The 12,538-nt window shown below is 60.5% G+C and carries 11 protein-coding genes and 1 pseudogene; 5 read left to right on the plus strand and 7 right to left on the minus strand.

The annotated features are described in order from the left end of the window. Positions 1 to 250: 250 nt before the first annotated feature. From C8J46_RS09370 to C8J46_RS09385, 4 genes and pseudogenes are all read right to left on the minus strand, one after another. Positions 251 to 628: pseudogene (locus tag C8J46_RS09370) on the minus strand (IS3 family transposase); the annotation flags it as partial. A 60-nt stretch (positions 629 to 688) separates the two neighbouring features. Further along, positions 689 to 952 (minus strand): hypothetical protein, encoded by a 264-nt coding sequence (locus C8J46_RS09375; RefSeq protein WP_132737903.1) that lies wholly within the window; start codon positions 950 to 952, stop codon positions 689 to 691. 67 nt (positions 953 to 1,019) lie between these two features. Next, the gene (locus C8J46_RS09380; protein ID WP_132737906.1) at positions 1,020 to 1,985 is read right to left on the minus strand and encodes a hypothetical protein; all 966 of its coding nucleotides are present in this window, start codon (positions 1,983 to 1,985) and stop codon (positions 1,020 to 1,022) included. Between the two features lie 142 nt (positions 1,986 to 2,127). Then, positions 2,128 to 3,651: a diguanylate cyclase gene (locus tag C8J46_RS09385; protein WP_165886503.1), complete on the minus strand. Its 1,524-nt coding sequence runs from the start codon at positions 3,649 to 3,651 to the stop codon at positions 2,128 to 2,130. 360 nt (positions 3,652 to 4,011) lie between these two features. Between C8J46_RS09385 and C8J46_RS09390 the strand changes: the two genes are divergently transcribed. From C8J46_RS09390 to C8J46_RS09410, 5 genes are all read left to right on the plus strand, one after another. Next, positions 4,012 to 5,091, plus strand: coding sequence for a sodium:calcium antiporter (locus C8J46_RS09390; protein WP_132737912.1), 1,080 nt, complete (start codon positions 4,012 to 4,014; stop codon positions 5,089 to 5,091). A 166-nt stretch (positions 5,092 to 5,257) separates the two neighbouring features. After that, positions 5,258 to 5,674: a hypothetical protein gene (locus tag C8J46_RS09395; RefSeq protein ID WP_132737915.1), complete on the plus strand. Its 417-nt coding sequence runs from the start codon at positions 5,258 to 5,260 to the stop codon at positions 5,672 to 5,674. Between the two features lie 229 nt (positions 5,675 to 5,903). Further along, positions 5,904 to 7,100, plus strand: a complete 1,197-nt coding sequence (locus tag C8J46_RS09400; protein WP_165886504.1) for a trypsin-like peptidase domain-containing protein — start codon at positions 5,904 to 5,906, stop codon at positions 7,098 to 7,100. A 65-nt stretch (positions 7,101 to 7,165) separates the two neighbouring features. Further along, on the plus strand, positions 7,166 to 7,843 hold the full coding sequence (locus tag C8J46_RS09405) for a response regulator transcription factor (RefSeq protein ID WP_132737921.1): 678 nt from the start codon (positions 7,166 to 7,168) through the stop codon (positions 7,841 to 7,843). A gap of 2 nt (positions 7,844 to 7,845) precedes the next feature. Then, the gene (locus C8J46_RS09410; protein WP_132737924.1) at positions 7,846 to 9,195 is read left to right on the plus strand and encodes a HAMP domain-containing sensor histidine kinase; all 1,350 of its coding nucleotides are present in this window, start codon (positions 7,846 to 7,848) and stop codon (positions 9,193 to 9,195) included. Positions 9,196 to 9,424: 229 nt separating this feature from the next. On the opposite strand, the gene C8J46_RS09415 is transcribed toward C8J46_RS09410, so the two are convergent. The 3 genes from C8J46_RS09415 to C8J46_RS09425 form a co-directional block, all read right to left on the minus strand. Continuing rightward, positions 9,425 to 9,694: a hypothetical protein gene (locus tag C8J46_RS09415; protein WP_056483526.1), complete on the minus strand. Its 270-nt coding sequence runs from the start codon at positions 9,692 to 9,694 to the stop codon at positions 9,425 to 9,427. A 90-nt stretch (positions 9,695 to 9,784) separates the two neighbouring features. Next, complete coding sequence (locus C8J46_RS09420) at positions 9,785 to 10,798, minus strand: AI-2E family transporter (protein ID WP_132737927.1); 1,014 nt, start codon at positions 10,796 to 10,798, stop codon at positions 9,785 to 9,787. Beyond that, on the minus strand, positions 10,795 to 11,727 hold the full coding sequence (locus C8J46_RS09425) for a YihY/virulence factor BrkB family protein (RefSeq protein WP_165886505.1): 933 nt from the start codon (positions 11,725 to 11,727) through the stop codon (positions 10,795 to 10,797). The genes C8J46_RS09420 and C8J46_RS09425 overlap by 4 nt, the downstream gene beginning before the upstream one ends. Positions 11,728 to 12,538: the final 811 nt, after the last annotated feature.

Here is a 12,538-nt window from a genome sequence, read left to right on the forward strand (position 1 = left end):
GGAATGGAAGGAAGCCGTATGGGACAGGTACGTCACTAGAAATCGCATGCGATCACTCGCCATGTCCACGCACGCCGTCCGAGCAGCAATACAGCGATCGCACGCTTCGCTCGCGACGCTGAGCCGTGAGCTGGGGATCATCCCTAGACGGTTGCGAAGTGGCGCAAGCGGTGACGTGGCCCCCCGCTTTTCATCCAGCGGGAACTAGAGACAGACCGGTGTTGTCGCGCATGAAGCAATGGGCGGGGTTAACGTCATCGACAATGTTGAGCATGCCGAACCGATGACCTGTGGCGAGATGGTCGTGGACGAAGTCCAGACGCCAGCGCTGGTTGGGAAGCGCCAGCACCGGTGCCGGTGTCCGCGCGCTTACGGCGCGTTTGCTTCCCTCCCTGCGCCTGACCGTCAGCCCCTCTTCGCGGTAAAGCTGCTTGGTTTTTCTGCGGTTGTACATGATGCCATCCCGGCGGAGCAGGATGTGCAACCGCCGGTAGCCGAAACGCCGACGTTGCTGCGCCAACTCACATAATCTCGACCGCAGGTCGTCATCATCTGCTCGCCACGAGCGATACGGCATGCTCGTGCGATCTGCTCCGACGATAGGACACGCCCGCCGCTCGCTCAGGCCCCGCGCTTGGTAGCGGCGTGGAAGCAGCCCCTAAGGTCGCTGCGGCAATTCGACCGTGCCTCAGGCAGCAATGACACCCAGCGTGATCAGGATCGGCGCCGACAGCCAGGCGGCCATTGCACTGTGCGCCGTCTCGGAGTCCATAGATTGCTTGATCCGGTCCTTCTCGTCACGCAGCTGCTCCGCAAAGCTGCTGTCGTCGGCTTGAATGAACGGATGTCCGGTTTCGGGGAGGTGGCAGGCCCGCCCCAACATCCGGAGCTGGGTCATTGCGGCGATGAGCTTACATCTGGTCGAAGCTACGCGTTCAAGGATCTCTTTCACAACCTATATCGCTTCCTATGTGCCGCCGCTCTACCAAATCTTGGTTTTCGTGGCCGAAGCGAACGGCCTAGTCCGTTGTGATCCGGGCATCGCTGAGAAGCTTGATTACATTCGCGCCGTCGTACGAAGCGCCGAAGTCTCCGGCCGAGCGCCTTCCGTTTTCGAATTCGTCAGTAAGCGTGTCGATCACATCATTATGATAGCGCGCTAGCCAAGCATACTTCCGACGAACAGCGGGCTTTAGCTTAGCTACGAGGTTGTTCCGAACCATGGCCGCGTGATTATCGAGAAACGTCAGATAGCCAGCGAAATCGTCAAATTCGGATTCGCTAGCAGCGAGATAGTCGACGAAGCGCGTGCCGTCCTCGCCACGCCGCAGAAGCTTGTCGACGTATCCAACTTCTTCCTCGAGCTCGTGTCCATCGTTGCGTAGGCGAGCGTCAGTTAGAAACAACTGATACGCGTCTTCATCTAGCACGATGCGCGGGAAAATCGCTTCCTCGCTTTCGATTTCGAAGGCGCGGACCATGGCGGGTCCAAAAACCGGCCCTTTGCCGTTAGGGCCTACATGGACGTCGCCGATCGCTACGCCGGCGCGGATCAGTACGCCCGTGCCCACACATTGAAGCTGGATGTGAAGAAGATCGAGCAGTTCCTGGAAGAAGGCACCGTCAGCAAATTGAGTGTCGTAGACGCGGACGCGCACGACCGCGTCCGAAACTGAATCTGCAAAGGCTCGGCTCGTCAGACGCACTTCTTTCATCCGTCGGGCGGGAGGCTCTTCCGACGCCGTGATCTCGCGTAGGTTTAAGATCACCTCCTGGATCTCGGACGCAGAACGTGTCGCGAGAAGAGCGCGAAAACCGAGGATATCAATGAAGGAGACGATCCCAGGCTCATAGCCGTCGATGCTCCCGCGTGCCTTCGTTCGCTCGCGTTCTCTCCGCTCCCGGCGCTGGGAACCGTCAGTAATAGCCTTTGCAATCCTGCCTGCTGCCGACGTGTCGGACTGAGTTGGAGTGGTGTCGGTCATGCGTGGTGACTCATCGAGGGACTGTGTTCGGTAAGTGGGAACGAAAGCTTTATATAGATTCGGCGATCCATACTATGAACGAGTGTCTGGAGTTGAGAAGAGACGAAAGCCCTTCAAACGGCCGAATCTGGGTCTTTTCGATTTACGTCAGAAAATTCTCAATATCCTTCGTAAGTTCTAGCTGCTTCCGATCGTCAATATCAATGTTAATACCCAGCCACCTGACAATCCGTCCATCCTTGTTGCGCAACGGAACGGCATGGACGCTCATCCAACGGTACATCCCGTTCTTTCCTCTCAAACGGTACTCCGCATCAACGGCTTGTTGATCGTGTACGGTCTCACGCCACTTCTGTATCGTAGCTACTCGGTCGTCGGGATGGATCGCGGTAAGCCAACCATAGCCTTTCCAATCGTCATAGCTTTGACCGGTATAGGCCCGCCAGCTGGGGCTGTCGGTCTCGATAAGACCATCCGGCGCACTCTCCCAAGTCGTTGCGGCGATGCTGGTGACGGCTAATCGTTCATACACTTCGCCATCACTCAACATTTCGTGCGTGACGGAGTAGATGTCTGTGCGCCCTTCCGCGACCGAGGCGTAATCGATCGCATCACGTTGTTTGAGACTGTCGGTGTCGACAGGCAGACTTCCAATGCGACTTTTCCGCTGCGCCTTTCTCCGTCTCAGCACTTCGTCCGCAGCCACCAAAAGGCAATTCATGGTCTGATTGTTACCTTTGTGGCGGCTTGATCCGACGCTGGCGGCACAGTTCACCGAATAGCTCTCCAACACGTATGAACCGTTCAAGGCCTGCTCGATGCGTAATCTTTGTCGCTCAACGTCAAAGTCCGAATCGGAGTTGATTTGCGCGACGACAAATTCGTCGCCACCGAGCCGAACAACCACGTCGCCAGGATTACTACATGCCCGCAACCTATCGGCGACCAAACATAGCAGGCTATCGCCTACCTGATGCCCAAGCCGGTCGTTGACCGGCTTGAAGTCGTCAAGGTCAACATAGTGAAAAGCGATACGTGCGGGTCGTTCTGGCCGGGCGTTTGTGTCAAATGCCTCGGCGAGAGCGAGACGGTTGCCAAGCCCAGTGAGGTGATCCGTTTTGACCTGACGAGCAAAGGCGTGTCGCGTTGTCGCCTTGGCCGACTGCGAACGATATCGTTGGCGAGCGCTACGAAGGCCGCCTGCGAGCAGCGCAAATAGGCAAACAGACGATACACTGGCATTCAGATCTCCCCGGAACAAAAGAGTGGCAGCCGGTGATGTCACTGCGAAAATCAGGCTCGGAACAACGATGTAAGGACGCATTGCAACGGTAGAGGCCGCTCCGGCGGCGTAGCCCACGACGAGAATGCCGATGGGCATCTGCCATTCTGCAAGTGGCAGCATGTACGATCGCGCGGCAAACAGACCGAAGACAGCCGCGAAGGCCCAATAGGTAAGCGCAAATTGGCGCTCAAAGCGCTGGGCGGCGACCAAGGGCATCTCGGTGTTGTCGCACAGCCGTCTACCGCGGATCAAAACGACAAGGCGGGCCGCGCTCGCGCAGGCTCCCATGGCAACCAAGCTCGCCAGAGCGATATCCTGTGAGGCACGGACGCTGAGCGCACCAACCATAAGGAACAACAGCGTCATGATTGCTGCGGGCATGCGCGTACCGCACAGACTGGCAACAAGCTCGACGTACGTTCCGTCCGGAATGTCGCGAACGATTGGACTCTCAGTGGCTTTCACACGCCTCTGATTAAAGGCAAAAGGTGAAAGCATCCTATCTGAACGCGCGCTCGAGGACACGGGCAGGGTTTGGGTAAAGCACCTCCTAGATGGGCGGCTAAAGTGGTAGGCCTACCGCTCATCGTAGACGTGTTTCTACGGATGCTGGGGCGGGGCACATTCGGCTGCGTTGCTTTGGCATTGCGGGTATTGCAGGATGGTTTGTTGTGGAACGCCTGGTCAGTTGGTTCGCTGAGATCGATCCTTATTCACCTACCGACGAACTGAAAGTTCCGCATGCTCAACGGACTTAGCCTGCCAATTTTGCTCGCGATCTTTGCCGCCTGCGCGGGCGTAATCTGGATCGCCGGGGTGAAGCTCGCCAACACGACGGACATCCTGTCCTCGCGCCTTCATCTGGGCAAGGCGCTTGGCGGCATCATCGTCCTTGCGGTCGCCACCAACTTACCAGAGGTCGCGATCACCGTCAGTGCGGCGCTGGCGGGCAACTTGGGCGTAGCGGTCGGCAACATACTGGGAGGTATCGCCATCCAGACTGTCGTTCTTGTAGCGATGGACATCGCCATGAAGGAAAAGGTGCCTCTGACCTACCGCGCCGCCAGCCTCACGTTGGTCGTGGAGGCGGTGCTCGTCGTGGCAGTCTTGACCGTGTCGATCATGGCGACACAGCTGCCCGGCACGCTCATCGCTGCACGCCTGACCCCCGGGGCGGTGTTGATCGCCATTTTATGGGTGGTTGGCGTGTGGCTTTCCAGCAAGGCCAGCAAGGGGTTGCCGTGGCACGATACGAGCGGCACCGCTCCCGATGGACAGGAGGAACCCAAGGGGCATTCGCAAGCGAAGAAAAACGATGCGTCTGCGCAGCAGGGAGAGAGCACGGTCCGCCTGGCAGCCATTTTCGGTGGGGCTGCACTCGCGACCCTCGCAGCCGGTGTGCTGCTCGAGCGGAGTGGCGATGCAATTGCCCAACACATCGGGCTCAGTGGGGTCCTGTTCGGTGCAACGGTTCTCGCAGCCGCCACGTCGCTGCCCGAGCTTTCGACCGGCATCACCTCGGTGCGCATGAAGGACTATCAGCTCGCCGTTAGCGACATCTTTGGAGGAAACGCCTTCCTACCGGTGCTCTTCCTCCTTGCCGTCGTCATCTCCGGCAAGGCGGTGCTTCCTGATGCCCAGGCAAGTGACATCTACCTTGCAGGCCTTGGGGTGCTGCTGACCAGTGTATACGCGGCAGGCCTCATTTTCCGCCCCAAGCGGCAGGTCTGGCGGATGGGGATAGACTCCTTCACCGTGCTCATCCTTTATGCCCTCGGTGTGGGCGGCCTGTTGGCCATATCTAACATTCACGGCGGTTAGGTCACTATGGATGCGACTGCGGAAGTCACCTTGACCGGTAGGTGTTGTGTCATCGCCCAACAGCCAGAATCCGAGTCGTCGGTTCCGTGCGTGGTCCGTCCTTTCAGCAAAAAAGAACTAGGGGTCAAACCTATGCGCTCCGAACACTACCCCTTAGGAAGCAGCAATGGATGAGTTTGCGCGCATGATGAGTATGGAAGGGGTGCGTCCTCTTGATTCCACCGGGAACAAATTTCGTCGTGTCGTCAAACGGCCGTCTCCAGTTCCCAATCAACCCTCAGGACCCTCCCTGGAATTGGAGCCGTGCGGCCATGCATGGGTTGCCGGAAAACGTGCGCGCACAGCGCTTGAGACAGCTCTGGAGCGCCTTGCCAGCGAGATCCGCATTGGACGACGTGGCTGGGCAACCGGTATTCTACAGGATGGCAGGACGGTTACATTGCCGGCTTCGTCAGGAGCGGCATCTTTGCTCGGCACCGCAGATCGTCAATCGTTGCGCCTTATGATTGTCGGGGGTGAGGGCTGGACCTTCGTCATGCATCCATTGATGGGGGTCGCGACGCTCGATGACGATCCTGCTTAGTCCGAATGATCGAGCGTCCGGACACGGGACGCCGTGGAGCGGCCCGAACATCGAAAACCGGGTCGAGCTACGAGCGGGCTCCGGGGGCGGCGGTATGGCACCGGGCAAGCAGGCGGGCCCGTAAGATTACAGCGATGTAATGTTCGCAACAGGCGGCGGTCATCGTCCGGTTCCAAAGAGAGCATATGCTCGCAGGACAAGGACAAAGACCGTGATACTTAACCGTCGCATGACCGTACGCCCGGTGATCGCTGCCGTCGCGCTGGGAACCACGGCACTTGTCGGTGTCGCAGGCGGGGCGATTGCCGCGGATGACGGTCGCACCAGCATCGCCGAGCGGTTCACGGCACCCGGGCCCGCTGCCGTCGCGTCGACAGGGGTGCATGCCTCGCTATCGGACATGGTCGAGGCCGTCGGACCGAGCGTTGTTCAAATCCAGGTCAAGCCCGCGTCTGCGCAGGAGCAGCAATTCGAACCGACGCAGTTCGGGTCGGATGACAGCGAACTGGCCGATCGACTGGGTCAGCTGTTCGGGTTCGGCATGCAGGATCGCGGTGGGCAATCCGAGGCGCCACAACAGCAAGGCCCGCAGCGCGGATCGCTAGGCTCGGGGTTCATCGTCGATGCTTCCGGGATCGTCATCACGAACAACCATGTCGTCAACGGCGCCGACCGCGTCACCGTCCAGATGTCGGACGGCCGCGAGTTCGCCGGTCGCGTCTTGGGGCGTGATCCCAAGATCGATGTCGCTGTGGTGAAGATCGAGGGGCAGGGTAAGTTCACCCCGATCAAATGGGGCGACAGCGACCATATCCGCGTCGGAGACAGTGTGTTTGCGGTTGGCAGTCCGTTCGGCCTTGGCAATACCGTTACTTCCGGCATCGTTTCCGCACGCGGCCGCGAGATTGGGGCGGGGCCCTACGACGATTTTCTGCAGGTCGATGCTGCGATCAACAGCGGCAACTCGGGTGGTCCGCTGTTCGATAGCGCGGGCCGGGTCGTCGGTGTGAACACCGCGATCTTCTCGCCGACCGGCGGTAATGTTGGGATCGGGTTTGCGATACCTGCCGCCATGGCGCGGAAGGTCGCGCTTCAGATTGCGCAAACCGGCCATGTGTCGCGTGGCAGGATCGGCGTCTCGTTGCAGGACCTGACACCAGAGATCGCCAGCGCGATGGGTTCGAACGCCACCAAGGGCGCGTTGATCGCTGAGGTCGAAGAGGGTGGAGCAGCCGCGCGGTCAGGCCTGCAACGCGGCGACGTCGTTCGGCGCTTCGGATCCAGGCCGGTCGATAACGGGCGCGACCTTGCCCGCGCCGTAGCAGAGGCTCGGATAGGTTCGATCGTTCCGACACAGGTGCTGCGTGACGGCCGCCAGATTTCCCTGAACCTGCGCATCGCCGGCGAAGCGATAGGCCAGTCCTGAGCCCATGGAACCGGGGGGCGGTACACGCGTCCGCTCCTTGACACCTCGAATGGAACGGTCCGACTTTGAAGCTGCTCCTGATCGAAGACGACGCACAGACCGCAGAGTATGTCCGCCGCGGGCTGGTCGAGCTTGGCCACGTGTCCGATCACGCGGCCACCGGCGTCGACGGCCTCACCGCCGCAATCGTTGGAAAATACGACGCGATCATTCTCGACCGGAACCTGCCCGAGCTCGATGGACTGTCGGTGCTGAAGGCATTGCGGGCAAAAGGCGATCGGACGCCGGTGCTGCTTCTATCGGCGCTGGGGCAGGTGGACGACAAGATCGCGGGCCTTCAGGCCGGTAGCGACGATTACCTGGCCAAGCCCTTCTCGTTTGGCGAGCTCGTTGCGCGCCTGGAGGCAATAGTCCGTCGTCACAGCGACACCGACGCGACGCAAGGTACCCGCGAGACGGGATCGTTGACGCTCGACTTGCTCGGCCGCACGGCGACACGCAACGGCAGGCGTATCGAACTGCTCAACAAGGAGTATCAGCTGCTTGACTATCTAACCCGCCATGCCGGGCAGGTGGTGACACGCACGATGCTGATCGAGGCGATCTGGGATTACAACTTCGATCCGGGGACGAACGTCATCGACGTCCATGTCAGCCGCCTACGCGCCAAGATCGACGGTCCGGATGACGTTCCGATGATCCGAACCGTCCGCGGCTCGGGCTATCGGCTGGATGCTGTCTAACGATGCGCTGGCCGTCGACAGCCGCGCTGCGGGGTGCACTCTGGATCACGCTGATCGCGCTGATCGCGACCGGGATCGCCTTGAGCGTTCAATATGTCCAGACGGTACGCCTGCTTGATGCCCGGGCCCAGGCGGCGGTCGACGACGAGACGGCAGGGCTTATCGAGCGGTATCAGAGCGAGGGGCCATTTGCCGTCGCACAGTCCGTGTCCCGTGCGGTCGGGCGCCCGCGCGTTACAGACTTCATCTATCTCATGACCGACGCTTCGGGCCAGCCGGTCGCGGGAAACCTGGCAAAATGGCCCGGCGAGATCGACCGTACCGGGTATCGTAGTTTCGATACGCAGGTCGCGACGACGCGGGGCTTGGTGATCGAGCGACAGGTCGCCGCGCGTACGGTGCTTCTCGGCAACGACTATAGGCTGCTCGTCGGCAGCCTCTCAGACGATCGCCGCCTGCTGCATGACCGCTATATCTCCGCACTGGCCTGGTCGCTGATGGCTACCGGCGTGATCGGCCTGCTGTTCGGCTTCTGGTACAGCCGGCGCGGGCTCAGTTTTCTCGATGCGGCCAGCACTGCCGGCGATCGTTTCCAGTCGGGGCATCTGGACGAGCGTTTACCTGTGACGGGGCGCGGCGATGAATATGATCGATTGGCAGCGACGCTGAACCATAGCTTTGCGGAGATTGAACGCCTTGTGGATTCCCTGCGAACCGCGACCGACGCGCTTGCTCATGATTTGAAGACGCCGCTGACGCGTATCCGGTCTCGCCTCGAACTTGCGGCCCTTGGAGGGGATCAAAATGATGCGACGTCGGATATGCGCAGTGATCTCGATGCCCTGCTCCGGACGATCGACGACACGCTACGACTGGCTAGAGCGGAAACGACGATGGCCAGCGAGTTCGTTCCTGTCGATCTGGCGGCAATCGTCGGCGAGGCTGTTGAACTGTTCGAACCCGTAGCCGAAGATCGGGGGCTCTTACTGAATGCCAAAGTATCGCCGGCGATAGTCAGCGGTGTGCGATCGCTTCTCGGACAGCTCGTCACGAACTTAATGGACAATGCGATCAAATATACGCCCCCAGGTGGTCTCGTGTCAGTCAGCCTCAGCCACCGTCGTGACGGGCTGTGGTTGATCGTGTCCGATACCGGGCCGGGGATACATCCGGATCAACGCGAGCATGCCTTGTCCCGTTTTGTCAGGCTCGACGCTAGCCGTAATTCCGAAGGCAGTGGCCTTGGACTCAATATCGCGCTCGTTGCCGCAAGGGTTCACGGCGCCCGCCTTGCCTTAGCGGACAACACCCCAGGACTAAGAGTCGAAGTTCATTTCCCAAACGCACTGTAGGATCGTTTCATCTGCAGGGCTGATAAGTCTCTGCATAGGTTCATAACCGCCCCTGAAGGGGCACCTGCATTCACCGATATCGGCCTTTTAAGATGGAAGGCCGGGACCTCCGGGTCTGTCTTGAAGTCAGCTTTAAGAGGGCGAGGAACGGAAAAGGGCGCCCAATATTACTTGGACGCCCCTCCAGTGCGAGCTGTGCTTGGGAGCGGCTCGTCCTGTCTCGTAAAAATTACATGCCGTTCGACAGGTTCGTGTCGGGATCATTCGTTCGCATGTCTTCAGCCTGGTTTTGACCGGTTGCACGAACGGCGTCGGCCTTGTTCTCCAGGCGATCCTCAACTGCTTCGTTATCGACCCGGTCTGCGGCATCCTCGAGATTATCTGCAACCGCTTCGGTGTTTGATTCGATCTTGTCTGCGGCCTGTTCGCGTGGGCTGGAGTTGCAGGCCGAAAGCGAAGCGAGCCCTGCTGCAATCGCGATTACGAATGTCTTCTTCATTTTCGTTCCCCTGTTTTTGACTTCGTGTTCATGTGGCGTAATCGCTGACCGGAGGCATTGTTCCTGTTCATCAGGCACTTCACCTCGTCGTTACGACGACAACAGCTTGGCGATCCAGCGGCTGCGATCGAACTGGCCGCAGATCATGACGATCGCCGCGGTCAGCGGCACCGCGATCAGTGCTCCGGCGATGCCCCATACCCAGCTCCAGAACGTCATCGCGACGATGATCGCCAGCGGCGACAGCGACAGCTGCTTGCCCTGCAGGATCGGGTAGACGACGTTGCTGATCGTCATCTGCAGAACAACGAACCCTGCGAACACCAGCAACGGCATCTGCCACCCGCCGAACTGGATGAACGCGAAGAGCACGGGCGGGACGATGCCGACGATGTTGCCGATGACGGGGACGAAGTTGAGCAGGAAGTTGAGGATGCCCCAGACCAGCACCAGCTCGAGCCCCGTCATCCACGACCATAGGGACGATGCGACGCCGGTCAGGATGCTGGTCGCAAGCGTGGTGCCGAGATAGCGGCGGATCTGGCCGGAAATTTCCTCGCCAACTTCGAGCATGTCGCGTCGCGCACCGCCCTCGAACATCTCGTACAGCTTGCGCCGAAGCCGTGGCACTTCAGGCAGGCCGAGCATCACCACGATCCCGATGAAGCCGACATAGGTGACGAAGGCGTAGACGCCGCTTGCCAGCATCTGGACCAGCATCGTGATCCGCTGCCGGTTGATCGTCCCGGCGATTGGCACGCCGCGGTCCGCAGCCCAGCTGGCGAGGTGGTTGTATCCGCGCTCGAGACCTGCCCATTGCGACGCAACCGCGCCGATCACCTGGCCGACCGACAGGTACACCGCCGCGGCGAACGCGCCGAGGATCGTGACCAGCGACAGGAGGGTCAGCGTATAGGCGATCCAGGAGGGCATGAACCGCGCCAGCCAGCGTTTCAGTGGCCAGAGCGCGGCGACGATGATCGCGGCAAAGGCGATTGGCATGATGACCGCAAAGCCAATACGCAGCGCAGCGATCGACAGGATCGCGGTGATGATACCGAGCAGGCGGTTGCGATAGCGGTCCTGCACGGGGATGTCAGTCATTCGGCACGTTCCTTTATGTGTTCGCCGGCATGGCGCATGGCTTCGGCATTGAGCCGCGCGCCGAGCAGAAGGGCCCAGGCCGATACCATCAGCCAGACCATCAGCACCACGACCGCGGACAGCGAGCCATAGGTGTCGTCGAAGCGCGCGAACCGCGCGACATAGGCGCGAAACATCATCGTCGCGGTCAGCCACAGGGCGACGCCGGCGATCGTGCCGGGCAGGGCGCTGCGCCACGGGATCGCCTCCGACGCCGGGGCGTAGCGATAGAGCACGATCAGGCCGCCACCCGCACCGAGCGTCAACGAACCAAACAGCGTGATCGCCGACGCCAGCCGGGCACCCGGCAGTCCGTCGGGAACATAGCTCTGGAGGAAAGTGAGGACGGACAGTGAGATGAGCGCGGTTAGTACGAGCGCGGCGCAGCCGAGGACTACGATCGTCGACACCAGTTGTCGACGCAGTCCGCTACGCTCGCGTTCGATCCGATAGGCAAGGTTGATTCCGTGAAGCAGCGACCGTCCCGCACGACGCGCACTGAACAGCGCGATCCCGAGCGACAAGATCAGCGTGACGATCCCGTCGCGACCGCTGGCAAGCCCGCGGTTCAGGTTCGCCGCCACCAAATGCTGCGCGCTGACCGGCAGGATGGCGACGATCTTGTACATATTGTCGGCGACCGCGGTTGGTGGAACCACCATGCCATAAACGCCCGCAATGACGCCAGCGAGCGGGATCATCGCTAGAAAAGCGGCAAACGCAATCGAACTCGCCGCGATGCCGAAATCGTCACGGAACGCGCTACGGACCGTTCGGGCCGATAACACAGCCCACAGTCCCATCCGACCAAGCGCTTGGGTAGACATCTTGAAGCGCAGCAGACGAACCCCGGCACGAAGGGCTTGGCCACCCTTCCAGTCCGTCGCCATCATGGTGCGGTATTTCCGGGCCAGGGATGAGCCGTGAAGCCGCGGCAGGAAAGATCGATCACGGTCTGCTCCACGTTGCTCCGGCATACCGTTCGAGATGGGGACGGGGTTCCGCGCAATCGTCCGCATCGTCGATCACCTACCGCAGTCCATCCGTGAGGATGGCCAAAGTCGTTCGCAGGAAGCGAAGAGCGCCCTTCAGCCAGCGGTCGTGCGTCGGAGGGCAGCGTTCGCAGAATTATCCCGAGGTTGATGGGCCGAAGGGGTGGTCGATGCGTCGCCCAGTCGCGTATCCCGTGACTGGCATGTGGTCGGCGCACCTGGAAGCGGAGATCAGACAACGAGTCGGCCTCTTTCAGTCAGGGCCCCGGGGAGGGGACCGAGACGGATAAACGGACTGCGCCCTGAAGGCGATCGGCCGGTTGGTCTATTGCGGTAAAGACAGGTTGCCGACGATAGCTACTGACATGAATGAATGGCCGAAGTTGGGGAGGCGAAGCTTCCAGCGGAATGTCCGCATCTGGGTCAGGCCGGAAGAGGGGCACGCATGGCAGCTTGCGACCAGATCAAGACGTTCGCCGATCACAGCGTGAACGGCCGCATTTGCTCGAACCGGTCATTTGCGTGCCATCGAGGAGTTCGACAGCTGTGCGCCCGTTTTTGGTCGTTCGGGGTTCGTCAAAGCTTTTCACGAAACGGACGTTAGTTCAGAGAAGAAGTCACCACGATCGAATGCTAGAGATCTGCTTGCGGCAAGCCACCGCCTCATCCGACGGGTGGAATGCGCTATCGAATACGGAACAACATCAGC

The organism is Sphingomonas sp. PP-F2F-A104-K0414 (assembly GCF_004340945.1).
Classification (GTDB): Bacteria; Pseudomonadota; Alphaproteobacteria; order Sphingomonadales; family Sphingomonadaceae; genus Sphingomonas.